Raw genomic sequence first — 25,083 nt, forward strand, 5'->3', positions numbered from 1 at the left:
ATGCGTTAAATCTATCCGTTGTCTACAAAACCAGGGTAAAGCGTCATGCCTCCGTCTACATAAATGGTTGTCCCCACTACATAATCACTCTCATCCGAACCCAGCCACACGGCCGCTTTGCCGATATCTTCCGCTTCGCCGATGCGTTGGTAAGGAATCAGTTTAAGCAGCTTTTTGCGCTGTACCTCGTCCGACCACACTTCTTCATTAATGTCGGTGGCTATTGCTCCAGGCGATATGGCGTTTACCCTGATCTTTTTGGGCGCAACCTCCAGCGCGAGCGATTTCATGAGCATAAGCACGCCGCCCTTTGAGGAGGCATAGTTCACATGGCCTGCCCATGGAATAATATCGTGCACGGAGCTAATAAAGATAATGTTGCCCTTACATGAGCCGGTATCTTCTTTAGATTCGAAATGCCTGATCGCTTCCCTGGCGCATAAAAACTGACCCGTAAGGTTCGTGCTAATAACGCCGTTCCATTCTTCGAGCGACATCTCGGCAAAGGAGTTGTCCATCTGTATGCCTGCGTTGTTGATCAGGATTTCGAAGCCGCCGAATTTTGCCATAGCAGCTTCAAACATGGCGGTAACTTCCGCTTCACTGCTCACATCGGCCTGGTGAATAAAACCTTCGCCGCCGGCCTTTTCAATTTCGTGTAACGTTTGCTGCGCGCCCTCTTCGTCGCTATGGTAATTGATGACAACCCGCGCGCCCTGCTGCCCATAAGCAATGGCAATACCCTGGCCGATTCCCGAACTTGCGCCGGTCACGATAATCGTTTTTTTCATATCTGATACCTATTGTTTCCACTAACAACATCGTCAGGCCCAGATCGTTTTCAATAAATGATATGATTTCCGGTATCGGCTGAACACCTCCTGGTACACTTGGTGGCGAACATTATCGGGTTCTATTACTTTGTCGGCTTTCCGGTCACTGAGCCGGACAAAGGCTTCGGGCCAGATTTTCCGCATCGCCAGATAGGCAGCGCCTACAGCCGACGCGTCTTCTACCTGCATTAACAGCAGCCGTTTTCCGGTGACATCGGCAAGTAATTGCATCCAGACTTCGGAATTGGTGAAGCCTCCACTTACATGGAGCGCTTCAATGCTGCCTGCTCGTTCCTCAATGGTTTTCAATACGTCGTTGAGCGCCATGCAAACACCTTCGAGGCCAGCCCGAAAAAAATGCGCCTGCGTATGCAGCGAGCGAATATTGAGAAAGGCACCGCTTGCGCTGGCCTCCCATATCGGTGCCCGTTCTCCGTGCAGGTAAGGCAAAAACAATAGACCTTCGCTGCCTGCCTCCACATCCTCAATGGCGTCAAACAGGTCTTTGTAAGCGGCGTCGCTCACCTGCTCCACATTCAGGAATTTTTTCAGCAGCCAGTCTACCGTATTGCCGCCGTTATTTACTGCACCGCCACTCACATAGGTCTGCTCGTCCAGTCGGTAGTTAAAGATCATGGTTTCATCATCGCTGATCGGCGCCCGGCCGGTTACCCGTACTGCGCCGCTGGTGCCTATAGTCAGCGCCGCTTTTCCATGGCCATGTACATAAGTGCCAAGATTGGCAGAACAGCCATCGCTTGCGCCAATCATCACAGGAACGGGCTGATCCAGGCCCAGGCTGGAGAGCAGCGTCGCATCGCTCAGATCCCTCACAAAGTCCGTATTTTTAAGATCAGGCAGCTGCGTCGCTTGAATTTCCGTAAGCCTTAGCGCTTCTTCGTTCCAGCATAAGCATGCCAGGTCAAACAGGCCGGAAGCTGAGGCAACTGAATAGTCGGCTTCAAAATGGCCGAACAACTTAAACCAGATATAGTCTTTTATAGAAAGAAATCTGGCTGCGGCGCCGAAGAGCTCCGGTTTTTCGCGTCGCAGCCAGATCAGTTTGCATAAAGGTGACATCGGGTGGATGGGCGTGCCGGTGTTCCGGTACAAGCGTTTCCCCGTTTCCGTACTTTGCAGTTCTTCCGCAACTGCGGCACTTCGCACATCGGCCCATGTCATCAAAGGCATCAGGGGCGTTCCCTCAGGATCTGCCAAGATCAAGCTGTGCATGGCACTACTCAGACTGATCATCTGCGGCGGCCTGCCTACCAGTTCAATCGCTTCTTTTATCGATTGCAGGAAGGCCAGCCAGATCTCCTCCGGTTCCTGTTCGCTGGCTCCGGGTTCGGGGTGAGAACGTACGTAAAGGCGACTTGCGGCCCCGAGTATGGCGCCCTCCCGGTCCACCGCTACGGCCTTGGTACTTCCGGTTCCTATATCAACACCTAAAACGTATTCCTCCATCGGGTTTCATGATTTCCTGGCAAGTTAACCCGATTACGGCAAATCTGTTTCGTTTAAGAGGATTTTTCTGCAGCCAGTTCCATCATCGCTTCCAGTTCATTGATCAGTTCCGAGTCGGTCGTAAATCCCACAGAAAGGAAACGGAGTTTACCCTTTTTGTCGATAATGGCCTTGGTTGGTATGCCCTTAACCTTGTAGGCAGCCAGGGCCTCGTAAGCCCCGGCCTTGCCGGCGATCGGTTTGTCCATCAATACATGAAAGCTATATTTGTTCTTGTCCACAAACGATTTCACGCGTTCCAATGCACCCGCTTCTTTTTCCTGGGTAGCAATAAAAAGGAACACCACATCGTCATGTTTCGATACCATTTTCTGCATAGCAGGGAAGGAGGCGATGCAAGGCATACACCAGGTTGCCCAGAAATCGAGCACCACTACCTTTCCGCGGTAATCCGAAAGCGATACCGTTTTACCGGCAAGGTCTTTCAGTACAAACCCAGGTGCTGGGGTGTCGAGCATTTTACTGGCCAGCGAGGTTTTCAAAACGGATTGTACGCCCTGCTGCAGCTGTTTCAGATACTCATCGAAGCCAGCTTCGGTACCTTTTTTCTTTACGTACAGTTCTTTCAATTGGGCATCCATCGCAGCGGTCGATTTGCCGGTGCTGATCAGGGTTTCTAACACCTTGTACGCTTTATCGGGCTGACCGTTCAGTGCAAGCAGCCTGGCGTATCTTTCGGCCGAAGGCGCCATAGCCTCTTCAGGTGTGCTGTCAAAAGCTTTCTCCTGATTTGCCAAAGCTTCTTTGTATTTGCCATTGGCAAAAAGGGCAGCCGCATAGGTGTCGTAATAGGGATACTTCGCGAAATCCATAAAGCGTTTCCAGTCAGCCTCACCCATCTCGGCAGGTCGGGCAGCCGGATCATCTTTGTAAGAGAAATAAAGATCAAGTGTCTCTTTCGACAGCTGCTCCGCCATTTTTGGATCGCCATCTTCCCGCAGAAGCGTACTCGCCGCCATGTTTAAATAGGAGGTTTGGTTGAATTTGTTGCGTAACTGACCGATGTATTTCCGGAACTCCGGATATTGCTTTTTGCCCAGGTAAGCCATTGCCGCAGTGCCTTTCAGCATGTCCATCGTTTCTGCGTCCTTTACCTTATCAAGCTTGTTGTCTGCAATAATCTTATTCATCATGGCAACAACCTTTTCAGGGTCTTTTTCTTTGGCCATAACTTTCATCTGCTCCATCAGGCTGTTTTGTTCCTGAGCCCTCAGGGATGAACAAAGGGCACTCATAAAAATGAGGAATAGTATGCTGATCTTTTTCATATCGGTATTCTGTTTAAATGTCTAATCTTATTCTTGTTAAGGATTGTCGGGCATGCCCGGATTGGTCTGAAGTATTCGTTTTGGGATCTTTAATACAAGTCGCTCTTTTTTGAGCGTATAAACTTCTGTCGAGCCGTCGGCCCCACGTAACGTATGCGTGTAAACGGGCATGGTAAATAATGGGTCTACAGACAGGCGCCTCATGTCGAACCATCGGAATCCCAGTCCCGCAAATTCGCGCAGGCGTTCCTCGAAAACGAAGTCCAGCAAGCGCTTCTGATCTGCGCTCACTGCGCCCGGAACTGCAGCTTCAGCCTGAGGAAGCCTCTTGCTGCGCAACTGCTCCAGCGCGGTTACAGCACCCTGACGGTCGTTGGCCCTGGCTTTGCATTCGGCCAGCAGCAGATACACTTCAGGCAGGTTTACACCAAAAGGGACAATGGTTGGTGCGGTTCTGCGCTGGGCGCCTGCCTGGAATGGATCGCCAACGGGAAAAGGTGTAGGTGAATACAACAAGAGGCGAAAGTCGGCCGGATTGTAAAGCGCCATAGTCTGACTGTTTACCTGCAAGGTATTCATTAAGGCATGAAAGTTGGAGAACTGGCGCAGATAGGCCACCTCCCGGTTGTCGGGTGTTAATGGATAGTTCGGGCCAAAAAAGTCGACCGGCATAAACTCCCCGTTTGGTGCAAAGGTCTGGTTATAGTCGTATAGCCCAAGTGGAGTTTGTGCTGTAGTAAATCCCTGCAAAGCAGATTCAAGCAGCGGAAGTGCATCGTTAAAGCGACGCATAAACACGTGTACTTTGCCCAATAAAGCCTGGGCAGCAGGCCTGCTCATGCGCAGGCGGTGAAACACCTGGGCAGGGAGGTCGGGCAAGGCTCTCTCCAGGTCGGCGACAATAAAATTATACACTTCCTGAACCGAAGCGCGGGTAAAGCGGTTGACCGTAATATCTGCTGTCGTAATAATTGGAAAGCCGGGGTCGGCCGCTGCGGTCGACTGCTCATAGGGCTTGCCGTAATAGTTGATCAGCAGGAAATACGTCCATGCCCGTCCCGCAAGGGCTTCAGCCAGTATCGCCTTTTTCTGCTGCAAAGTGCCATCGCTGGCCTCCATCACTTCGTTGATGATCTTGTTGTACGTGTAAATGGCCGACAGCGGTCCGGAGGTTTCCGCAGCGTTCTCGTCGGGCTGATAAATATCGGCGCTCCAGGTGAACAGTTGCTGTTCGCGAAGGGTCAGACCGCTGTAATAGGGCTCTTCCATAGTCACCTCATCGCCAAGTAAGATTTGTGCATCGGCACCGACGTTCTGAAGATCAGGGTTGTTCAGCAGCAACTCATAATCTTTAACATTTACGGCAATTACCTTGCCTTTGGGCAAAACTTCCAGAAAGCTTTTTTTACAGGACATGCCCGAGAAGAGCACTGTAAGCATCAGGAGAGGGTAAGTAATATATCTTTTCATAACTCTTAATCAATTGGTAAACCATCCATATTAGAACCGAACACTCAGGCCGGCGGTAAGGGTACCCTGGTCGGTACGCATATACCTGATCCCGCCAGCGTATTCGCCGGCCAGGCTGCCGCCTGGCGCATCATGAAACTCCGGATCTATGCCGTCCTTGTTTGCCTTCCACAGCATCACGTTCGAAAGCTGAAGCCGTAACCTCACGCCGCTCAAGCCTGCCTTGGATACCAGAGTCTGCGGAAGGTTATACGCCAGCGAAACATCGCGGAGTTTTACGAAAGCCGCGTCAACCACGTTTACATCGCCCTGGGTGTAGTAGCGGGTGTCACGGCGACTACTATTCAGGCTGTTCACGGCTATCCAGGAGGGCACATTGGTATGCTGTTCATCACCCGGCTGTTTCCATCGGTCGGCAAACTCCGCGTGTACATTTCCGCTACGGAACCTCAGGTCGCCGCTTTGCATGGCATTATTAGCCGTCATAGTAATCAGTCCGTTGCCCGAGTAAAAACTGTTCACATCTCTGCGCATTACGTTACCGAAATTGTACACCATGTTGGCCGCCAGTTCCAGGTTGCCGAAGGTGAATATATTGCTAAGTCCGCCGTTCCATACAGGCTGAAAAGTACCCATGTACAGCACGTCCTCCGGTTTTGCGACATTCCTTTCTTTCGTTACCTCGCCCGACTGCAGCCTGATCTGCGGATCGCCCAGGTTGTCCAGTCCGTCGAAGTCGTAAGCAAACACCGCAAATGCCGAGTGACCGGCAAGGTAAATCGTACTTGCTTTTTGCGTGCCCGTCGAAATCAGTACCGGTTGGTTGAGCCTGGTAATTTCATTGTGGTTGTAGGCCAGTGCAAGCTGACTTACCCAGCGGAACCTGTCTGACGAGATATTGACCGAACGGCCTGACACCTCAACGCCGGTATTTTGCATGTCGCCGAAATTACCGATCACCGTATTATAACCCGAGAGCGGATTCACCTCCATCTGTCCGATCAGATTATCCGTTTTCTTGCTGTAAAAGTCGACCGAACCACTTAGCCTGTTGCCCTGCAGAATCCCGAAATCAACCCCCGCATTAAACGTGCGCGAGCTTTCCCAGCTCAGGGCAGCGTTTGCCGGTGTAGTAATCGATAGCCCTGTATTACCCGGAAGGGCAGAGCCCGACCTCGCATTCAGGATGTCATAAGAAGCTGCCGTCCCCGGTACAGGCGAGTTGCCCGTAAGTCCATAGGATACGCGGAGCGACAAATTATTAAAGATGCTCTCCGACATAAAAGCCTCCTCACGCAGGTCCCAGCGCCCGCCGATGCTCCAAACAGGCTTGTTTTGTGAGGAACGGTCCTTTCCAAAAAGGTTTGACTGATCCAGACGCAGACTGCTGTTCAGCGTATAACGGTTCAGGTAAGTATAGTTCATGGTGCCGTAATACGACAAAAAGCGCACCCGCGACTCTGTTTCTGTGAACGGTCGCCACGCCCCCAGTACACTCCGCGTTCCCGAGTTTGGCATTACCGTGTTTGGCACACCGGTACCCGAAAGCCGCAGGTAATCTATAGCCGGATAGGTTTGAAGCAGTTCATTATACCCCCTGGTCAGTGTCTGATTATTTTCCAGCAGTTGCTCCTGCACTTCCTGGCCCGCCAGTAAAGAAAGCTGATGCTTGCGGTCGGCCCAATCGCGGTCGTACGCCAGCTGGTTGCGTATGGTCCAGTTGTTTTGCGAAATGTTCAGGAGTGCATACCTGCCACCGTCTACCGGCAAATGATAGGTTGGAAGTTGTCCGGGCGCAGCCGGGGCTACGGTAAACTGTGCCGCTTCCGAGCGGACCAGGTAGCTCCGGCTGTCGTCGTACGACCGGCTCTTGTCGGATGTCTTGAAATACCCGTACACACCAGAAAAGGAAAGTCCGTCAACAATGCGTGCATTCAGTCCCCCTGTTATCCTCGCGGCGAGCATATCGGCCGAAGTGTACCCGAAGTCCCGCTCATCAAGCGGGTTGTAGTTCAGGCTCAAGCCGCTTCTTTGCTCAAACAACTGCCGGTTCGCTTCTGACAGATGTTTCACATACGGAATGGAAATGGAGTTGCCCTGCGCATCGCGAAACAACTGATAAGGCAGAAAACGGTTGTCCACCTCAATGTTTCTCGGGCTGCTGCTCCGAACATTGGTCAGGTCCGTAATCAGGAATACGTCTATATATTTGTTCAGGTTGTAGTCCTGCTTAATATTGATCTTGTAGCCGTTGTTCTTTTCCTCCGGGCGATTGCTTTGTGTACCCGTATAGGCCAGCGACCCGTATATCCCATAAGACTTTCCACTGCCCTGAAGGGACACCGTATGGTTGGTGAGCATGGCGGGGCGGTACCAGATATCGCGAATCTGGCTCAGGTTATTGATCGCAGCCAGGCTATCCAGGCTGGCATTGGCTTGTGCCTCGCTTATCAATCCACGCTGCTGGTTATACAATATGACGTTATGTGGCGGTACACCTACCGAGGCCAGACCGGTATAGCCGCTGACGGTATTCCAGGGATATAAATCTGGTCTGAAAATATCCCGCGCAGCCTGAATAAATTCCGCGCTGCCGAGTACCGGATAATAGTCGAGGTCCGGCTTTCCCTGAAAATTAGCAAAGCCGTCGTACGATATGGCCAGCTTCTCGCCGCGGATACCCTTTCGGGTCGTAATTACGATCACCCCGTTTGCCGCCCTGGCGCCCCAGATGGAAGCTGCCGAGGCATCTTTCAATACCGTAATATCATCTACATCCTGAGGGTTGATCGAATTGATATTATCCAGCGGCACACCGTCGACCACCACCAGCGGCGATTTATTGCTGTTGATGGAGGTCAGTCCCCGGATCAGGATAGGGTTGCCCGATGCCGATGGCGCATTGTTTACCGTTAGTCCCGGCACCAGTCCATCCAGCCGCTGCAAAATATTCATTGACGTTGTTCTGTCTTTCAGTGTTTTCAGGTCAGGCTTGGCATAAGCACCAGCACCGCGACCAGCAGAGAAGGTCTGATAGCCGGTATTGATCACCACTTCTTTTAGCTGGGCCGACGACTCGTTCAGTACGAAGTCGACATACAGCAGGGTGGCAGCACTCACATAGGCTTCTTTCTCGTTGGTGCCATATCCCATGCAGGATACCTTAACGGTATAAAAACCCTGGCTCAGGTTCTCAAACAGATACTCACCCTTCTCATTGGTTATGCCTTTTTGTCCCGATGGCTCCAGCACCACATTTGCATTGGAAACGGGAGCTCCGTTGGTGTTCTTGACCGATCCGCTGATGGCCGCTGCGCCTTTGCCACTGGGGTCAGCAGGCGGACGAGCGGGCTGCGCTTTCAGGAAGATCGTCTTGTTGCTGATCTCGTACGACAGGTTCTGGTTGCGCAGAATCAGGTTCAGGAAGTCCGACAAGGGCATCTTGCGTGCCGCAACCGTTACCGGCTGCGTCGTTTTCAGCAGGTCTTTTGCAGCAAACACGTTATACCTGGTTTGCTCCTTAATAACCTGAAAGATGCTTACCAGTTGCACTTCTTTTCCTGTGTAGGTAATCAGCGGCTCCATTGCTTGCCGCGCATTGGCGCCTAAATAAGTCACCACGAGCAGCATGCAGAGCCATATGCCTCTAGGCATCCTCAAGTTGGGTTTAGCAGGTTCTTTCATTGTTTATTGGTTTAGTTGGTTGGTTGCTTTAGTTTGCGGTTTATGGGAAAACGACCAGTCGCTTTCCTTTCTCGAGACGGAAGTTCACGCCCGACATTTTTAGTCCTTTTAACACGGCCGAGAGCGGAAGCGAGCGTTCAATCTCGCCGATGAACTCCATTTTAGGGATCTGTTTTTCATAGACCACTTCTATATCATACCAGCGGGCTAAGTCACGCATGATTTCCTGCAGGTCCGCATCCTGAAAATTGAATAAGCCATCTTTCCAGGCCATCACCTCTGCAATACCGGCATGCCCGATGTCGGCTATAGCCATCTGCTTGCCCGTTACCTGCGCCTGCTGCCCCGGCTTCAGTATGCCTTTGGTGGCGTTGCTATGCAGTCGAACGGATCCTTCAAGCAATGTTGTACGCATTATCTTTTCATCGTCATAGGCGCTGATATTGAAATGCGTACCCAGTACCTCTATGGTGTTCGATTCATTTATTTTTACTTTGAACGGCTTTTTGGGGTTATGCGCGACTTCGAAATAGGCTTCTCCATTCATCTCTACCAGTCGCTCTTTTCCGGTAAATGCCACAGGGTAGGTGATGGAGCTGGCTGCATTGAGCAGCACAGTGGTACCGTCGGGCAAAGTAAGCTGATAGGTTCCGCCTCTCGGTGTTTCCAGCGTATTATACGCCGTAGCTTCAGGCGCGGTTCCCAGAGCTGCGTATATCACCTTTCCGTCTTTTTTAACGATCTGAATGCCTTGCTGGGCGGCCAGACTACCGTCTGCTGCGCTGTCTAGCATGATCTTTTTTCCGTCAGCCAGCGTAAGCATCGCTTTCGGACCTCCTGGCAAAACATCCTCAGCCAGTTGCGCAGTTTCCTTACTAACCTCAGAAAGACGGGGATCGATATTGCTAAACCAGAAATAAGTGCTAAGGCCGGCCAGCAATACAGCAGCAGCGGCATAACGCCACCACAATTTTCGGGTCGCAGGCGTCTTTAATCCTGCGGCCTTATCGGTTTCCAAAACCCTTTTCAAAGAAGCCTCCATGCGGTCGCGGTCCACAGCCGTTTCGTCCGACTTCTCCAGTATCTCCCGAATAATGCCGTTCAGTTCCGGGTGATGCTTGTCGGCCGACAATTCCAGCAATTGCAGCCTTTCCTGATCAGTAAGGGCATTGTTGAGATATTTTTCTATGAGTTGTTTAACAGGTGTGCTTTCCATAATGTGATGATTGATCTACACATCATAGAAGGCCCGCTGATAGAAACGTACTACTGAATCCAAAAATTAATATACAAGCAGGATGATGAGCAGCGGTATCGTTTGTCCGTTAGCGAGAAGAAACTTGCGGATGTCCTGCAGCGCGGTTACCAGCGTATTCTTCACCGTGCTTACCGACAAGCCCAGCCTTGAGGCAATTTCTGCGGGTTTTAAGCCTTCTTCCCGGCTCATCTGATAAATGCGCCGGCGACCTGGGGGCATCCTGGCGATGGCCTGTTCAACCAGTTCCCTGATCTGCCGCGCCTGGGTCAGGTCGGCCGGTGTTTCGCCGCTCAAGACGGGCGGGGTCGACAAAAGTCTGTCGCTCGTCCTTTGTTTTAGCAGGTTCTTTCGCATGATCGCGATAGCCTCCCGCGTAGCAATAGTGTATAGCCAGCCCCGGAAATTCAGTATACCAGGCAGTTGGTCGCGCGACAGCCACACACGAATAAAGGTTTCCTGAATGGCTTCATCCACATCATCTCCGCGGGGGTCCATGCGCGAAATAAAGGTGAATAGTTTTGGGTAATAAGCACGGAACACGAGGCCAAAAGCAAGCTCATCTCCTTCAGCTATCCGCAAAAGCAAATCCTTCTCTTCATCTGGCAGGTAATGTCCCAACGAACCGGCTATATATTGTTCAACAAAAGGTCTGTCTCCATTTCAAATAACAATATACCATATGTTTCCGAATGTCGCATATGCGGATATCCGGCAATGTTAGCAAGGCGGTCATAAGCTGATAAACATTTTATCAGCATAGAAGGCTGGCAACCAGGAACGTACTATGCCGGTTGATTAAATATCAGAATAATCTGTCGGATACAATAAGAACTGCGAGTTTTTAGACACATTGTTCTGGTACTCCGGCATAGCGGAAAGCTTTTTCCAGTATGCGTCTTTACCAAAAGCATCCCAATGTTTGTCACGGTCGGCCCGGTTTTCAAATGTGGTCATGTACATCAGGTTAGGCATAGCACTGCCTGAAATCACTTCGCCATAAAAAACGGCGTTAAAGTTCAGACGCTTAAACAAACCAATCTCATCGCCCTCGTTAAACATGCTGATCTTATTAGCTGATATCTTCTCCGTATGTCCCTCATAACTTCTCAGCTCATAAACCCGGTCCTTTTTTGGTCCGCTTAATTTAGGGAGCGCGTACCGGGGACTGCTTTTGAATGCATTCAGCAAAATGCTCTCTATACGTTCATATGGCTTATCATTATACGGAGCGTCCAGATACGCTTTTCCGTCTTGCTGGTACCGGCGATCTTTTCCAAGTTTAGCATCAATGCCAAGGAAATCTTTAGCTGATCTGAAAGGTATCAGCACATAGATCAGTCGCTCAGGCCCACTGGCAATGGGTTTAAATACACCAACATCGCTGACACCTGCACGATGAAGGGCCGGGAGATAGGCCTGCTCCAAGAATTGGTCGACACGCTCTTCCTGGTCCGCAGATTTCAAATGATAAATTTTAATCTGGTAAAAATCTCCCTTTGCAGCGAAGACCAATGCTGGCACGAGCGCCAGCAGAATAACCGTGAAAAACCTTTTCATTATGCTTTTTTTACAAATTCCGATTTCAGCGCCATAGCACCGAAACCATCTATTTTACAATCAATATTATGGTCGCTATCTACCAAACGAATGTTCCTCACCTTGGTACCCGCCTTAATGCTTTGCGAAGTCCCCTTTACCGGAAGATTCTTGATTGTTACCACAGAATCGCCGTTTTGCAGGATATTGCCATTGCTGTCTTTTACCACGAAACCTTCAGCCGTAGTCTCTGTTTCCTCAGGATTCCACTCGTGTCCGCATTCCGGGCACACCAGCAGGTTATCCATTTCATACGTATATTCAGATTTACAGAGCGGGCATGGTTTAAGTTCGATCATAGCTTGGCTTTTCAGTAGGCAAAGTTAATAATAAGTATGAGCACCAGCAGGCTAATTTTTTCCAAACAAAGCGACCGGGAAAAGGTTACTGTAAGCAAAACCGGTTCATGTTTATTTTGCTAAGCTGTATTTTGGTGTTCCTTGGCTTCCGCCTGCTGGTTGCGGCCTATAACTATTATACCTTTCCCAGTCTGCGTCTCGCAGCATGTTCCAGCAATGCTGGCCTGGTGTCAGTCCTGATACCGGCAAGAAATGAACAGGACAAGATCAAACGCTTGCTTGACTCTATTCTTTTGCAGCAGGGAATACAGTATGAGGTGATCGTGCTCGATGATCATTCTGCAGACGAAACTTACCAGATCGCCCATACTTTCGCTCAACGGCATCCAAAATTCCGGGTTCTTAGAGGAGCGTCGCTTCCCCGGGGCTGGACGGGGAAAAACTTTGCATGCTACCAGCTTGCCGAAGCTGCCAGGGGCCGCTATCTGCTCTTTCTCGATGCGGACGTGGTACTGCACCCATCGGCGATAAGCAGTGCAGTTTACCGCATGCAAAGCAAGAAGCTATCACTGCTCAGTCTATTCTCCGATCAGCAGATGCTTACCTGGGGCGAGCAGATGACCGTGCCGCTAATGAACTACCTGCTGCTTACCTTGCTGCCCATACGACTTATTCGCTCGCACGCCGATCCCATTTTTTCGGCTGCATGCGGACAGTTCATGTTATTCAATGCTGAAGACTATCAACAGCATCAGTTTCATCGGCAGGCCAAATCTATCGTTGCGGAAGACCTCGTGATCATGAAGATGCTAAAGCGTTATGGTAAGAAAGGAGAGGGGCTGATTGCAGGGGGACTCTTGCAGTGCAGAATGTACTCGGGCTATCAGGATGCGGTTGATGGTTTCAGCAAGAACTTCATTGCGCCCTTCAATAACAGTATACCATTGTTCCTGCTTTTTCTAACGGCGGTAGTGGTCGGGCCGCTGCTTGTGCTGGCGAGTGGCAACCTTTATCTCATTTCGGCCCTTACGCTTATTATCGTCACCACACGATATTTCAGTTCCCGCCTGTCCGGTCAAAGCGTTGTCAATAATATTTTACTGCACCCCCTCCAAATGCTTACCTTGGCCTGGATCGGCTGTCTCGCCGTCCAGCGTAAATTAACCGGATCTGTAAGCTGGAAAGGGCGACTGCTGGTTACCGCCGGCGCAAATGCTAAAATGTGATGGTTATTTTGTAACTTTAGACATACCAAATCCAGTGCCGTGAAACATGTAATAACTCTTCTGTTTTTATCGATCGCTTTTCTCACCCAGGCGCAAGAGAGTACACTGGGCAACAACGACTACGCGAGGCTCTCACCCGAGGAAGCGCAATTTCTTACCGAATATTTTTCAGAGCAGAAAGTAAAAGTCGACTTTAAAGGAAAGAAGGTCGCGTTTATCACCGGGCAGGGCGGAACGGTGATCTCTACAAAAAGCAGCTTCTTTAAGTATGCTCGAAAGTATAAAGCCGATGGCGGCACTTGGGCCCGGAAGCTTAAGTTCAGGGAATTCGAACAAACAGGTGGCTATAACATCATTGTGGCCTACGGAGGCGTTAAAAATATACTGCTGCCCAAGCTGCTTTTTGCCAAGCTAAGGCGTGAAGGCGGCGCACAAAAAGAGCCCGGCAATACCGGGCCCGTGATAAGTTACAATTAGCCTTTTTCTACAGACCGAAAACAAGGCCTACGTTCAGACTGCTGCGGCTGTTCTGAATCTTATTCCCCTGATTGTCTTTGAAAACATCCGTTAACCCAGCCTGGCCGTCTGTCTCCAGCAAAATCTTAACGCGGCTGCCGACTGGTATCTTTACGCCTATCCCCAGAGCTAGACCCGCATCAACCGATTGTGAAATTTCTTTCAAATCCGTACCCATTGCCGTTTCTTTTGAACTCAGCAGAAATCCGGCATAAGGACCGAAATTAAGATACCAATTGCGCGTTTTTCCAAAGTGCCAGTTTGCCATAACAGGCACGGTCAGGTAATCGAACTGATAGTTCGTCGGGACGGCTTCACCGTTGTCGAACGAGATGTAACCGTTGTTCCATCCCTTCTGGTCGTAAGCCGCCTTGGCTTTAATACTCCAGCGGTCAGAAAAAAAGTAATCTCCTGAAACCGTTACGTTAACGCCTGTACGGTATTCAGTGTTCGTGTTGGAGCCACTCGTCACTGTCGCTAGGTTCAATCCGCTGTTGATACCAAGTTCGAAATCGCCTTTTTCCTGTGATGAGGCTGTCAGATAGGTTGCGCCACACAGTAGCATGGCAAATAATTTTTTCATTAATACATTAATTTAGATGCGACCAATATCGCACAAAAATTCAATTAACAAAAAAAATTAATGATGACCTGAGAGATCCTCGCCTGCATTCTTTTCGAGGCGTAGGAACAGCATGCTGGTGACCGCCGTAATGGCAGCAAGCGTAAGGAAAGTATAGTGAAACGCATGTAAAATATTTTCCGCCTGCAGCCAGGCCGAACTGGAATATTTGGCCAGCAAGAAGGCGCCTACCGAAATACCCAGACTCATAGAAAGCTGTTGCATCACCAGCAATAAGCTGTTGCCGCTGCTGGCCGTTTCATTGTTGAGCGCCGAAAGGGAGATCGTATTCATGCTGGTCAGCTGTATGCTGTTTACCGCTCCATATGCCACCAGCAGCGGGATCAGGTTGGGTAGTTTCGTATGTTCATTCACCAGGGAGAAAAGCGCAATGACCGCCGCAATAAGCAAAGTATTGATGATCAGCGTTCGCTTATAGCCCATCTTTTTCACCAGCGGAACCACCCAGGGCTTAATAAGCACGGAGGTAAGCGCCACGGGAATCAACATGATACCGGAGGTCATGGCCGATTGCTTCATGCCTAGTTGAAACAGGAGCGGAAGCAGCAGCGGCATGCCGCCGATGCCCAGGCGCGTTAGGAGGTTGCCGAACACACCGATCCTTAGTGTCCGGATGCGAATCAGTCCGAGGTTGATCAGCGCCCGCTCCTTGATGCGTCTGTAATGAAAGTAATAGAGGTTCATTAGCACAAAGCTGGAAGCAAACACAAGTAGAAGCAAAGATTCACTGATAAACTCGTGCGTACCCAGCTCAATCCCCAGCGTTAGCAACAGTAGAGAGCCGCCGAAAAACAGCATACCAAAGAAGTCGAATTCTCCTCCCGCCCGCTGGTACTGTGGCATGTGCTTGTTGGCGTAATACATGCCGAACAGGCCTATCGGCAGGTTAATCAGAAATATCCAGTGCCATGAGGCAATCTCAACAAGCCAGCCGCCCAGTGTCGGGCCAATGATCGGGCCTACCAACCCGGGTATCGTGATAAAATTGATCACGCCCAGCAGTTTCTCTTTGTCGTACGTATACAAAATAGCCAGACGCGAGACAGGGACCATCATAGAACCGCCGATGGCCTGAACGACGCGGGAGACAATAAGCATGGCCAGCGATTGCGATAAGGCGCAGAGTAATGAACCAAAGGTAAATATGCCAATGGCAGCTACAAACACCTTTCGCGAGCCAAACTTATCCGACAGCCAGCCGCTGAGTGGGATGAGCAGGGCAAGCACAAGTACGTAACTGATAATGATGCTTTGCAGCGACAGTGCTGGTTTTTGCAGGTCGGTAGCGATAGAAGGTAAAGCCGTGTTCAGGATCGTACCGTCAAGCGACTGCATAAACATGGCCAGCGCAGCAATCCAGGGCAAAGTTCTTAATGTCGACGAGCGGGGTTGTTCCATTGTAGCATTAACATCCCGTCCGTTCCGTGGTTTTAGCGGATTGTATTATTTCTGCTAACTTTAGTCACGAAACCTATGGAACAGATCGAAGTATTTTATCCTGAAACGGTGGCCGACTGGAACGAGTGGCTGGCGGCTAACCATCAAAAGAAGCAGTCCGTTTGGCTAGTGCAACATCACAAGGCCTCAGGCAGGCCAACAGTTAGCTGGAGCGAGGCGGTTGATGTCGCTTTATGCTACGGATGGATAGACAGTAAAAAGATCAAAATAGACCAGCATACCACGCATCAGTTTTTCAGCAGGCGAAAGCCCAAAAGCACCTGGTCCAAAATCAACAAAGACAAGGTCGAACGGCTCGTAAAGGAAGGGCTTATGTCGGATGCGGGCTACGAGAGTATCCGGATAGCCAAAGATAACGGTTCCTGGAATGTGCTCGACGAAGTTGAGGCCTTACAGGTGCCGGCCGATCTTCAGCAGGCCTTTGACGCAAACCCAGGTGCCGAAGCCTACTATAATAGTCTCAGTAAATCCATAAAAAAAATGATGCTGCATTGGATCGTTTTGGCAAAGCGGCCTGAGACCCGGCTAAGCCGTATTCAGGAGATTGCCAGCCATGCCGCAAAAGGAACTAAACCGAAGCGGTTTTAGAAAGTTCAGCACTTTGCACGGTCGGGAAATTCACTATAACCGTTTTGATCTCGTGGTCAGGAAACTTCTTTGAAAAATCGCCGCGCCGGATAAGCAGACTGGTAAATCGGATTTCATCACCATTCTTAAAGGTCATGAGGTATACATTGCAGTCCTGCCACAAACTCCGGCTATTGAAGTTCCCGAAGAACTTTATACTTTCAATATCTTTTTTGGAGTACTGCCGTTGCTCCCCCGCTGTTCCGAGCGTGAAAATCTCAGCCGCTCTGGAGATACGCAAATAACGGTACCTGTCAATTTTAAGGTAGTCGAGATAAAAATAAAGGTGCGGCCCGCAAAAGCACATATAAATGAAAAGTACGCCCAGCACTGAAATAAGTGTTGGCGTCTGACCTTCTTCAAGCCAACGAATGAGGACCAACATGATCACAAAATTGTATGTCCAGAAAATAACGGAGAAAAAGCGGAATCTTGCTGTCTTGTCGACCACATATTCAAACGTGTTTGTGATAAAATGTGCGGCACCCTTCCACGTAAAGCTGTACTTCTCAAACCCCTCAATATGGCCATCGTTTTCAAAGAAATCCCTTATCCACTCGGAGGCTTCCTGCAGGGTAGGCGCGACTTTAAAATAAACCTTCTTCCTGCTATCGAGGTAATACAGGCAAAACTTTCCGCTAAAATAATGTCCCAGTTTCAGGTACGTACCAGTTGGGTGCTCTATCGTAACCGAAGGGCAAGTCAGCTCCACAGATGCCAGGCTTCGCTCCGTAGCCCAGGGGTATTCCTGAATCAGCTTCAGGGTATCCTGTAAATTCCTTGGAGCAATCTGGTCAAATTCGCCCTTTTCGCTTTTCTTATACTGAAGTTTTGAGATGAGTTGCGTCACAATTCAGTTGTTTTTTAAGCGAATGTATTAAAAATAATATCTTTGTAGCTCAGCATCGTTTCATGAAAAAGCCCATTCTCTCAATTCTAGCTTTTGTACTATTATTTGCCGCGTGTGGAAAAAATTCATTGCAAACGCCAGAGAAAGAGCATGTTGATACAGAACAGAAGTCTGTACAAGTAATGAAGGCGATTCAGCCAAAAATGTTGGCCAGATGGCGAATCAAGGAAATACAAATAACTCCGTTTTCCCCAGGTACATCAGAAATAGGGATCTATAGGGATACCATACTTTACGATTTCGGCATTTTGGATATAAATCAAGTTGTTGATACCGGCGGCTACTATCGCAAGTACAACGACTTTTCTGGTTCCATAATATACAAATCTAAAATCCTGCCAATTGGATTCATCGGCCGGCCAAGTGTTGAGGCGTTATTCAATGAACGCGGTCCTGAACTTATTGGCTTATTGGATTTCCGTTTTCCAGTAGGATCTCATGAAACGCTGCCCGAAGAACAATATTTACAATACCTAGGTTTAATCTGGGAAACCTTTACGATGGAATTTAATGAGGATGGGAAAACGATGATCTGGAAAGGGCTAAACAGGTCCTGCAAATATATTCGCTTTGAACGGTACTAGCTACCGTTGCCGGGAAGCCTTTTGCAGTGTTTAACATTATCATGCTTCTTAAAATCTAGATCCCCAAAAAGAAAATCATCTGAGTCAATATCCAGCTTGAAACCTTTTATCTTCCCGTTCACATCACGATCAAAGATCACATGGCCAGGTGAAATAAAAGGGTCTTTGAAAACAACGTCCATGGTATCCTTTCCGTCTGACTGCAGGAAGCCCGAAAACAGCCCTTTCGCTGGTAACAACTCTAAAAAGGGTTTTCCGTTTTCGTATCTCATCACTGCGCCACCATAAACCGCATCTACATAAGTTCCTAAATATTCCTTGAACCCGGCAACGTCAGACCTAGATGCCGAAATTTCTTTTCGCGCTTTATCCCAATCGTACACCACTCCTTTAGAGGTCATCCTTGCATCTGCTGATTTCCAATTGAACATATCCGGCTTCTCAAGATACTCCTGGATAACTGCAATAAGCTCATCATTGATCCCCGAGATTTTATTGGTTAGGATGACAATACCTGATCCAGTTTCAGGGTATAACACCACACCCGACTGGTAACCCGGCATGCCACCGGAGTGGTGGACGATCTTTTTCCCATTCTCGTATCTAATAAACCAGCCTAGCCCATAGCCTTCATCACCATCGGCTGACGTCATTACTTTCAAACTCGTCATCGTTGCAATGTCCTGCAGATTAATGAGACGTTTATCGCCTGCCATTCCATCAGACAGCCAAAGCTCCAGCCATTTCAACATGTCATCCGTACTCGCATCAATGCCGCCTGCAGGTGCTGTGTTAACCATACTCACCGTTGCGATCGGCTTATTTCTGATGTGCGGAAGCGCAAAGTTGCTCCCCGGTTTCAGCCACTGCCGGTCGGTATAACTTTCCTTCATGTTCAGCTGATCAAAGATGCGGCTGTGTATAAAGTTCTCCCAACTCTGGCCGCTGACTGCCTCTACAACGAGTCCGGCTGCAACATACATGATGTTGTTATAGCCCATCTCAGCCCTGAACTCATTTCTGATCGGCGAAAACCGCATTTTATCTACAATCTGCTTCCTCGTGTAATTGGTTCCATAGAACAACAAGTCACCATCGAAGGTCGCCAATCCGGTGCGGTGACTAAGCAGATCAGTGATGGTCAATTCCTTCGTGATCCATGGGTCGCTAAGTGCGAAATCAGGCAGGTGTTTGATTACTTTGTCATCCCAACTCAGCTTATTCTCTGCCACCAGCATAGCAAGTGCAGTAGCGGTAAAGGCTTTGGTGCAGGAAGAAATCGGAAAAACTGTTTGTGTAGTCACAGGCTGCCCCGTGGCTAAGTCCGTTAAGCCATAGCCCTTCTTAAAAAGCAGCTTCTTGTTTTTAATAATTCCGATTGCCAGGCCCGGCATTTTATAATCCTTGACCTGTCGGGCAATAAACGCATCCAATTCTTGCAATGCAGGCTGCCGGGCGGTAGTCAACAACGGACACACAAGGAGAAACCCAATATAGATGGACTTACGGATCATGAACTAAATATGGTGAAATTCAAGTGAAAACCCAAGCAACCTCAGTCCTCAGCAAAACAAATCGCCCCCGATCAAGTTATAGTGCTAGATGAAGACAGAACGCTATACCCCAGCCAGGCCCGACATTCCCGAACTCAGGTGGATTAACCGTCTGGCATATCTAATGGACAGCCAGTTCAGGTTGCCCGGCACCAGGTTTCGCTTCGGACTCGATCCGCTCATTAACCTTTTTCCCATTGCTGGCGACATGGCAGGATTTCTGGTTTCGGCAGGTCTCATGCTGGCCATGGCCCGTAAGGGCGCCAGCAACAAACTGGTTGTGCTCATGAGCCTGAACATCCTGCTTGATGCCACCATCGGTGCAATCCCTGTTATCGGGCAAATCTTCGACTTCTTTTTCAAGGCCAATAACCGGAACATCAGGCTGATGAACGAGCATTACCTGGAAAACAAGCACCAGGGTAGCGGCAAAGGCATTATCATCTGGACACTGATCATCCTCTTCCTGATACTGGCTCTGCTTATTTACCTGCTCTGGAAAGTGGGTGCCTGGCTTACCGGACTGATCTTTTAAACACCGCTGGTGTAAGCATTTTCGGTTGTAAGCCAAACTATTGCGCAAGTACATTGTTCTTTGGATACTAATAAAAACACCTATGAAAAACGAATGGATAAATAAAGTAACGGATGGCCTGAGCGAACTGAGCATAGAGCCAACAGGCAGGGAAAACATTGATCAGAGCGAGCGTCTGGTGTCGGTACTGGCGGGTGGATGGCTGCTTTACAACAGTCTGAAGAAGCTTGGAAAACATCCCATTCTTGCCCTCGGAGGCGTAGCTGCTGGAGGAATGATGCTATACAGAGGCGCGACTGGCGTTTGTCCGGTATATACTTATCTGGACAAGGATACTACTGATCCGGAATCGATCCGCATTGTAGAAGACATCGTCGTAAACGCACCAAGGGAAAAGGTGTATGCCTTTTGGCGCGAGCTTTCTAACCTGCCAAAGTTCATGACGCACCTGAAAAGCGTAGAGGAGCAAAGCGATGATGTTTCGGTGTGGACCGCAAACGTACCGGGCGGATTGCTTGATCTGACCTGGAAGGCCGAAATTACCCGGGAAGATGAGGGCAAATACATCGGCTGGCAGTCTATCGAAGGTTCGCAGGTCGACAACGCCGGCAAGGTGGAGTTCAAAGACACCCTCAGTGGCACCGGTACAGAACTGCACATCGAAATTGAATATTTTGCCCCGGCAGGAAATGTGGGAAGAAGCATTGCTTCACTGTTCAATGGCGTATTTGAACGGATGATCCGCGAAGATGTACAAAATTTTAAAGCCTACGCAGAGGATGCTGATTTTAAGCAATATGCAGGTTTAGCCCTGTAGATTTTTAGTCGCCTAACTATGAGGCTCGTTCCTTATATTAGGCGACTATAAATCTAAATTAATGAAAAAAACCTTTCTGGTATTAGCGCTCCTGGCCGGCTTATATAGTCAGGCTAACGCTCAGCAACAACTCAAGTTTTCAGTGAAGGCGGGATTAACCGCCCCTAAATTCGTCACCGGTGGTGGAAACACCGACATCAAAAGCTCTAAAACGAGTTCCTTTTACGCCGGCGCTTCAGTAGACATTCCGCTCAACACAACCTTATCAATTCAGCCTGGCCTGACTTTTATTGGGAAAGGCTTCAGGGAGTACTTCGCAGACGTAGACTTTGTTGAAGGGCAGTTGTTTTTACTTACTGTTGAACGAAATACCAAGCCGTATTATATTGAGCTGCCGTTCCCTCTGGTCGCAGGTTTTAACCTGATAGGAGGAAAACTTCAGCTGGGTGCGGGTCCATACGCAGCCCTTGGCGTGGGGGGTAGACACAAAACCAAGGTTAACGCTGTAATGGAAAGCCGAATTGGAGACGAGGGATTTGAGTTTTACGAGGATGAGAAAATAAAATTCGGAAGTTCGGAAGAAGATGTTACACCTCGTGCCGATTTTGGCCTAAGCACGTTCGTCGCCTTCCAGTTGCGTAGTGGTATCGGTCTTCAAGGAGGCTTTAGCCGTGGACTTACTCGCGTAAATAATAATGACCCAAATAACGTTAAGATCTATAATCAGGTGCTTTCACTAGGCTTGTTTTATACTTTATAAATGTTATCCTAATTGATGGGACTAAACATTTGTACAATTTGATTGTTCAAATGCTATGAATAACACCACTCAAATCATCATACATGCAGCGCGCGTTGGAAACGTGGAAGTTCTGCAGGAACTCGTCAGGCAAAATGCAAATGTAAACGCACGAGATGAAAAAGGCTATACGCCGCTGATCATTGCATGCTATAACAATCAATACGAGGCAGCAAAATTTCTCATAGAAAACGGTGCCGACATTAATGCGGCCGACAACGGAGGAAACACCGCGCTGATGGGTGTGGCGTTTAAGGGATATGAACAGATCGCTACACTGCTCATTGAAAATGGTGCCTCGCTCGATCTGCAGCATGGAAATGGTGGAACAGCACTTATGTTTGCAGCCATGTTTGGCAGAAACGAGCTCCTGAAGCTGCTGCTCAATGCTGGTGCCGATGCTACGCTGCTGGATGCCCGCGGCCTGTCTGTGTTTGATCTTGCTGCACAACAAGGCAATACGGAAGCGCTTAACATTCTTGAATCTATGGCCAAAGCGAGCTAAAAAACAGTCATAAAAAAGGCGCGTAGCGAAGGGTTTGATCCCTGCTACGCGCTTTTTCGTTATTATTGCCCCGACTTATTAAGCCGGAACCATCCTTGGCTTTTCCCGCTCCCAGAAACGATGCAGTTTAATTGCTTTGATAAAGAGATCGCTCAGTTTTTCAACGTCGCCGCCTACAGCAACGCCCTCCTTAAGTACGGTCTCCTCGCTAAACTCATCGGGCAGTTTCTTATGAAAATAGGTAGCCTCCAATACCTGCATGGCCTGCTCATCTGCGGCAATCGCCTTGCAGTGCTTAAAGGCCTCATTCAGAAAATGTACCGCATTAGCTTCTGCTTCAAGTGTCGCAACGCTGTTGGTCCCTCCCGGCACGTAGACAGCATCAAACAAAACCGATGCCGCGGTCAGGAAGCTATGGTCAACCGTGAGAAAAGTGCCGTCGGCTGCCGTCACCTCTCCAAGTCGTGGTGCAATCAACTCAGCAATTGCCCCCTGTGCCTCAAGTGCCGCGCGCATCGTCCGAACCGACCCGGCGGTTACGCCGTCGGCCACCAGGATGGCGATCTTACGGCTAATTATACTGTCCTTTGGTGTGTTCACCATACTCAGCGCGTCAGACTTATCCAATGAACCTTCAACCTGGATAGGCTCGTAATCTGCCGGATCACCGTCGGCCGGTACACTTTTGTTGACCGGTTGTTCAGGTTGCTGCGGTACCGGCAGCCCTAAGCCATAGGCTACCTGACTGGCCAGTCCTTCGTCAACCAGTTTCAGTATGCCCAACATACGCTGCCTTATGGCAACCGTTTTTACCTTTCCAAGCTCAAATACCAGGGCATCTACCAAATGGTTCTTTTCGGGGTCCGACTGACTGTTGAAGAACAACCGGGCCTGACTAAAGTGATCCCTGAAACTATCGCTTCTTGCGCGGATCTTTTTCGCATCGATACGTTCCTGGTAAGAGGTAAAGCCACCATCGGCTGCCTTAACCTGCACCGGATCATTGTTACCCAGCGTATTCGGATTGTAGCTGGCTTTCCCGCGATTGATCGTCTGGCGCATAAAGCCGTCGCGCTGGTTGTTATGTACGGGAACGACCGGCCTGTTGATCGGGATCTCATGAAAATTCGGTCCCCCCAGCCTGATCAGTTGCGTATCTGTATACGAAAACAACCTGCCTTGCATCAGCGGATCGTTGGTAAAGTCGATGCCCGGAACAATATGGCCAACGTGAAAAGCCACCTGCTCTGTTTCCGCAAAGAAATTGTCCGGATTGCGGTTCAGCGTCATTTTACCAACACGTTGTACCGGCACAAGTTCTTCAGGTATAATCTTAGTGGGATCGAGTAAGTCAAAATCATATTTAAACTCATCTTCTTCAGGCACGATCTGCAAACCGAGTTCCCATTCAGGGAATGCCCCCGCTTCAATTGCATCCCAAAGGTCGCGACGGTGAAAATCAGGGTCCTTACCGGAAATGTTCTGTGCCTCGTCCCAAGCCACAGAGTGTACACCCAAGAGCGGCTTCCAATGAAATTTCACGAAGCTGGATTTTCCTTTCGCGTTGATTAGCCTGAATGTGTGCACGCCAAAGCCCTCCATCATCCGGTAACTTCGCGGAATGGCGCGATCGCTCATCAGCCACATAATCATGTGTGCCGACTCCGGCATCAGCGAAATGAAATCCCAGAATGTATCGTGCGCCGAAGCAGCCTGCGGTATCTCATTATCCGGTTCAGGCTTCACGGCATGCACCAGGTCGGGAAACTTCAGGGCATCCTGGATGAAAAACACAGGCATATTGTTGCCCACCAGGTCAAAATTGCCTTCCTGGGTATAAAACTTAACGGCAAAGCCCCTTACATCGCGGGCCAGGTCTGTCGACCCCCTAGATCCGGCAACTGTAGAAAAGCGCACGAACACGGGCGTTTCAATGTCGGTATCGTTTAAAAAGGCCGCTTTAGTGTATGCCGACTGAGATTTGTAGAGTTTGAATACGCCATGCGCACCCGAACCCCTGGCATGCACAACGCGTTCCGGGATACGCTCATGGTCAAAATGCGTAATCTTTTCCCTCAGAATAAAATCTTCCAGCAAGGTCGCGCCACGCTCTCCCGCTTTCAGTGAGTTCTGGTCGTCATTTATTTTTACACCATGATTGGTGGTCATCTGTTCGTCGGTTGCATCCGCAGTATGCGGAAGGAGCGACTTCGTTTTTTCAGTTTCCTGCTGAGGTACGAGTTTGCGGTCTATCGCCTTTTCTGTACCCTGTTTTGGAGGTGAGTTTTTCTTTGCCATAGTTCAATTATGCCTCCTCAGCAGCTTTATAGTTGATATTCTTTTCTGCGATCTCGGTAAGATTCAGATCCGCGTTCTTTTCTTCCTCAAGTGTTTGGGTAAGTACTTCGGCAACCTCTGATAGGCCCAGTGTTGCCGCCAGCTGAACCAGTCCGCCATAAGAGGCAATTTCATAATGCTCCACTTTCTGCGACGCTAAGATGATCCCAACATCTCGCGTTGCCGTCCCAGCCTCAGTGCTCTCAATGATGCTTTCGCCTTCTTTGGCCAGCCCTTCCATTGCGTCGCACTTTTTAGCCTGCGGCTTTTCGCCCAGCAGATCAAAAACCTGCTCAAGCCTTTTTACATGTGTTTCCGTCTCGGTAAGATGCTTGCCAATCGCTCCAGCAAGTTCCGAAGATGTCGCAGATTTCTGCATTTTAGGCAGCGTTTTCACCAGGTGATTCTCTGCCCAGTATAAGTCCTTGATGCTGTCGACAAATAGTTCCTTCAATGCCGGCTCCGCTGCCGGATTTGTTTTTGTGCTGAACTTAGGTTCAGATCCACTTTTAGCTTTCATAGGGTCATGTATATGGTGTAATACCCATACCTAACAATCGCACTGCTAAGTAGTTTTAGACAGTATGATATATACTCCTTATACAATGCTCCAGCAATGGTTGAATGGTCGTTGGATC

Annotated in this window: 23 protein-coding genes; 8 read left to right on the forward strand and 15 right to left on the reverse strand. The window is 49.3% G+C overall.

Features of this window, described 5'->3' with window-relative positions; all coding sequences use genetic code 11:
• Positions 1 to 11: 11 nt before the first annotated feature.
• The 9 genes from J3P40_RS06490 to J3P40_RS06530 all read right to left on the reverse strand — a co-directional run bounded on the left by J3P40_RS06490 (position 12) and on the right by J3P40_RS06530 (position 11,935).
• The gene (locus tag J3P40_RS06490) at positions 12 to 791 is read right to left on the reverse strand and encodes an SDR family oxidoreductase (protein ID WP_256003949.1); all 780 of its coding nucleotides are present in this window, start codon (positions 789 to 791) and stop codon (positions 12 to 14) included.
• A gap of 33 nt (positions 792 to 824) precedes the next feature.
• Complete coding sequence (locus J3P40_RS06495) at positions 825 to 2,300, reverse strand: gluconokinase (protein ID WP_256003951.1); 1,476 nt, start codon at positions 2,298 to 2,300, stop codon at positions 825 to 827.
• 53 nt (positions 2,301 to 2,353) lie between these two features.
• A complete protein-coding gene (locus J3P40_RS06500; RefSeq protein WP_256003954.1) occupies positions 2,354 to 3,628 on the reverse strand; it encodes a redoxin domain-containing protein in 1,275 nt (424 codons plus the stop codon).
• A 36-nt stretch (positions 3,629 to 3,664) separates the two neighbouring features.
• Positions 3,665 to 5,098, reverse strand: coding sequence for a RagB/SusD family nutrient uptake outer membrane protein (locus J3P40_RS06505; RefSeq protein ID WP_256003956.1), 1,434 nt, complete (start codon positions 5,096 to 5,098; stop codon positions 3,665 to 3,667).
• Positions 5,099 to 5,128: 30 nt separating this feature from the next.
• Positions 5,129 to 8,782, reverse strand: coding sequence for a SusC/RagA family TonB-linked outer membrane protein (locus J3P40_RS06510; protein WP_256003959.1), 3,654 nt, complete (start codon positions 8,780 to 8,782; stop codon positions 5,129 to 5,131).
• A gap of 40 nt (positions 8,783 to 8,822) precedes the next feature.
• Positions 8,823 to 9,998: a FecR family protein gene (locus J3P40_RS06515; RefSeq protein ID WP_256003961.1), complete on the reverse strand. Its 1,176-nt coding sequence runs from the start codon at positions 9,996 to 9,998 to the stop codon at positions 8,823 to 8,825.
• Between the two features lie 66 nt (positions 9,999 to 10,064).
• A complete protein-coding gene (locus J3P40_RS06520; RefSeq protein WP_256003962.1) occupies positions 10,065 to 10,658 on the reverse strand; it encodes an RNA polymerase sigma factor in 594 nt (197 codons plus the stop codon).
• Positions 10,659 to 10,835: 177 nt separating this feature from the next.
• On the reverse strand, positions 10,836 to 11,597 hold the full coding sequence (locus J3P40_RS06525) for an NIPSNAP family protein (protein WP_256003963.1): 762 nt from the start codon (positions 11,595 to 11,597) through the stop codon (positions 10,836 to 10,838).
• Positions 11,597 to 11,935: a zinc ribbon domain-containing protein YjdM gene (locus J3P40_RS06530; protein ID WP_256003964.1), complete on the reverse strand. Its 339-nt coding sequence runs from the start codon at positions 11,933 to 11,935 to the stop codon at positions 11,597 to 11,599. The genes J3P40_RS06525 and J3P40_RS06530 overlap by 1 nt, the downstream gene beginning before the upstream one ends.
• Before the next feature lie 107 nt (positions 11,936 to 12,042).
• On the opposite strand from J3P40_RS06530, the gene J3P40_RS06535 reads away from it, so the two are divergent.
• Positions 12,043 to 13,161: a glycosyltransferase family 2 protein gene (locus J3P40_RS06535; RefSeq protein WP_256003965.1), complete on the forward strand. Its 1,119-nt coding sequence runs from the start codon at positions 12,043 to 12,045 to the stop codon at positions 13,159 to 13,161.
• 39 nt (positions 13,162 to 13,200) lie between these two features.
• Complete coding sequence (locus J3P40_RS06540; RefSeq protein WP_256003967.1) at positions 13,201 to 13,638, forward strand: DUF8192 domain-containing protein; 438 nt, start codon at positions 13,201 to 13,203, stop codon at positions 13,636 to 13,638.
• A 7-nt stretch (positions 13,639 to 13,645) separates the two neighbouring features.
• Here the strand turns inward: J3P40_RS06540 and J3P40_RS06545 are convergent, their stop codons facing one another.
• Positions 13,646 to 14,260, reverse strand: a complete 615-nt coding sequence (locus tag J3P40_RS06545) for a porin family protein (RefSeq protein ID WP_256003971.1) — start codon at positions 14,258 to 14,260, stop codon at positions 13,646 to 13,648.
• Between the two features lie 57 nt (positions 14,261 to 14,317).
• A complete protein-coding gene (locus J3P40_RS06550) occupies positions 14,318 to 15,718 on the reverse strand; it encodes a DHA2 family efflux MFS transporter permease subunit (protein ID WP_256003974.1) in 1,401 nt (466 codons plus the stop codon).
• Positions 15,719 to 15,793: 75 nt separating this feature from the next.
• On the opposite strand from J3P40_RS06550, the gene J3P40_RS06555 reads away from it, so the two are divergent.
• Positions 15,794 to 16,366, forward strand: a complete 573-nt coding sequence (locus J3P40_RS06555; protein ID WP_256003975.1) for a YdeI/OmpD-associated family protein — start codon at positions 15,794 to 15,796, stop codon at positions 16,364 to 16,366.
• Here the strand turns inward: J3P40_RS06555 and J3P40_RS06560 are convergent.
• Positions 16,347 to 17,255 carry a PH domain-containing protein gene (locus J3P40_RS06560; RefSeq protein ID WP_256003976.1) on the reverse strand — a complete coding sequence of 303 codons (909 nt, stop codon included), beginning with the start codon at positions 17,253 to 17,255 and terminating at the stop codon, positions 16,347 to 16,349. The genes J3P40_RS06555 and J3P40_RS06560 overlap by 20 nt on opposite strands.
• Positions 17,256 to 17,317: 62 nt before the next feature.
• Between J3P40_RS06560 and J3P40_RS06565 the strand changes: the two genes are divergently transcribed.
• Positions 17,318 to 17,899 (forward strand): hypothetical protein, encoded by a 582-nt coding sequence (locus J3P40_RS06565; protein WP_256003977.1) that lies wholly within the window; start codon positions 17,318 to 17,320, stop codon positions 17,897 to 17,899.
• Here the strand turns inward: J3P40_RS06565 and J3P40_RS06570 are convergent.
• Positions 17,896 to 19,413 (reverse strand): serine hydrolase, encoded by a 1,518-nt coding sequence (locus J3P40_RS06570; RefSeq protein WP_256003978.1) that lies wholly within the window; start codon positions 19,411 to 19,413, stop codon positions 17,896 to 17,898. The genes J3P40_RS06565 and J3P40_RS06570 overlap by 4 nt on opposite strands.
• A gap of 88 nt (positions 19,414 to 19,501) precedes the next feature.
• Here J3P40_RS06570 and J3P40_RS06575 point away from each other — a divergent pair, with 88 nt between their 5' ends.
• The 4 genes from J3P40_RS06575 (at position 19,502) to J3P40_RS06590 (ending at position 22,108) form a co-directional block, all read left to right on the forward strand.
• On the forward strand, positions 19,502 to 19,987 hold the full coding sequence (locus J3P40_RS06575) for a DUF4112 domain-containing protein (RefSeq protein WP_256003981.1): 486 nt from the start codon (positions 19,502 to 19,504) through the stop codon (positions 19,985 to 19,987).
• An 82-nt stretch (positions 19,988 to 20,069) separates the two neighbouring features.
• Positions 20,070 to 20,804 (forward strand): SRPBCC family protein, encoded by a 735-nt coding sequence (locus J3P40_RS06580; RefSeq protein WP_256003983.1) that lies wholly within the window; start codon positions 20,070 to 20,072, stop codon positions 20,802 to 20,804.
• Positions 20,805 to 20,865: 61 nt separating this feature from the next.
• Complete coding sequence (locus J3P40_RS06585) at positions 20,866 to 21,564, forward strand: outer membrane beta-barrel protein (protein WP_256003984.1); 699 nt, start codon at positions 20,866 to 20,868, stop codon at positions 21,562 to 21,564.
• Positions 21,565 to 21,619: 55 nt separating this feature from the next.
• Positions 21,620 to 22,108 (forward strand): ankyrin repeat domain-containing protein, encoded by a 489-nt coding sequence (locus tag J3P40_RS06590; protein ID WP_256003985.1) that lies wholly within the window; start codon positions 21,620 to 21,622, stop codon positions 22,106 to 22,108.
• Between the two features lie 78 nt (positions 22,109 to 22,186).
• On the opposite strand, the gene katE is transcribed toward J3P40_RS06590, so the two are convergent.
• Positions 22,187 to 24,406 (reverse strand): catalase HPII, encoded by a 2,220-nt coding sequence (gene katE, locus J3P40_RS06595; RefSeq protein WP_256003986.1) that lies wholly within the window; start codon positions 24,404 to 24,406, stop codon positions 22,187 to 22,189.
• 7 nt (positions 24,407 to 24,413) lie between these two features.
• Positions 24,414 to 24,965, reverse strand: a complete 552-nt coding sequence (locus tag J3P40_RS06600; RefSeq protein WP_256003987.1) for a YciE/YciF ferroxidase family protein — start codon at positions 24,963 to 24,965, stop codon at positions 24,414 to 24,416.
• Positions 24,966 to 25,083 lie beyond the last annotated feature (118 nt).

It is taken from the genome of Pedobacter deserti (assembly GCF_024436415.1).
GTDB classification, from domain to species: domain Bacteria; phylum Bacteroidota; class Bacteroidia; order Sphingobacteriales; family Sphingobacteriaceae; genus Pedobacter; species Pedobacter faecalis.

Bases quoted from the DNA above. Each gene is read 5' to 3' on its own strand.
- J3P40_RS06490 (WP_256003949.1), bottom strand. From the start codon at position 791: ATGAAAAAAACGATTATCGTGACCGGCGCAAGTTCGGGAATCGGCCAG.
- J3P40_RS06580 (WP_256003983.1), top strand. From the start codon at position 20,070: ATGAAAAACGAATGGATAAATAAAGTAACGGATGGCCTGAGCGAACTG.
- J3P40_RS06575 (WP_256003981.1), top strand. From the start codon at position 19,502: ATGAAGACAGAACGCTATACCCCAGCCAGGCCCGACATTCCCGAACTC.
- J3P40_RS06495 (WP_256003951.1), bottom strand. From the start codon at position 2,300: ATGGAGGAATACGTTTTAGGTGTTGATATAGGAACCGGAAGTACCAAG.
- katE (WP_256003986.1), bottom strand. From the start codon at position 24,406: ATGGCAAAGAAAAACTCACCTCCAAAACAGGGTACAGAAAAGGCGATA.
- J3P40_RS06510 (WP_256003959.1), bottom strand. From the start codon at position 8,782: ATGAAAGAACCTGCTAAACCCAACTTGAGGATGCCTAGAGGCATATGG.
- J3P40_RS06530 (WP_256003964.1), bottom strand. From the start codon at position 11,935: ATGATCGAACTTAAACCATGCCCGCTCTGTAAATCTGAATATACGTAT.
- J3P40_RS06555 (WP_256003975.1), top strand. From the start codon at position 15,794: ATGGAACAGATCGAAGTATTTTATCCTGAAACGGTGGCCGACTGGAAC.
- J3P40_RS06585 (WP_256003984.1), top strand. From the start codon at position 20,866: ATGAAAAAAACCTTTCTGGTATTAGCGCTCCTGGCCGGCTTATATAGT.
- J3P40_RS06570 (WP_256003978.1), bottom strand. From the start codon at position 19,413: ATGATCCGTAAGTCCATCTATATTGGGTTTCTCCTTGTGTGTCCGTTG.
- J3P40_RS06565 (WP_256003977.1), top strand. From the start codon at position 17,318: ATGAAAAAGCCCATTCTCTCAATTCTAGCTTTTGTACTATTATTTGCC.
- J3P40_RS06500 (WP_256003954.1), bottom strand. From the start codon at position 3,628: ATGAAAAAGATCAGCATACTATTCCTCATTTTTATGAGTGCCCTTTGT.
- J3P40_RS06600 (WP_256003987.1), bottom strand. From the start codon at position 24,965: ATGAAAGCTAAAAGTGGATCTGAACCTAAGTTCAGCACAAAAACAAAT.
- J3P40_RS06515 (WP_256003961.1), bottom strand. From the start codon at position 9,998: ATGGAAAGCACACCTGTTAAACAACTCATAGAAAAATATCTCAACAAT.
- J3P40_RS06545 (WP_256003971.1), bottom strand. From the start codon at position 14,260: ATGAAAAAATTATTTGCCATGCTACTGTGTGGCGCAACCTATCTGACA.
- J3P40_RS06550 (WP_256003974.1), bottom strand. From the start codon at position 15,718: ATGGAACAACCCCGCTCGTCGACATTAAGAACTTTGCCCTGGATTGCT.
- J3P40_RS06525 (WP_256003963.1), bottom strand. From the start codon at position 11,597: ATGAAAAGGTTTTTCACGGTTATTCTGCTGGCGCTCGTGCCAGCATTG.
- J3P40_RS06535 (WP_256003965.1), top strand. From the start codon at position 12,043: ATGTTTATTTTGCTAAGCTGTATTTTGGTGTTCCTTGGCTTCCGCCTG.
- J3P40_RS06505 (WP_256003956.1), bottom strand. From the start codon at position 5,098: ATGAAAAGATATATTACTTACCCTCTCCTGATGCTTACAGTGCTCTTC.
- J3P40_RS06590 (WP_256003985.1), top strand. From the start codon at position 21,620: ATGAATAACACCACTCAAATCATCATACATGCAGCGCGCGTTGGAAAC.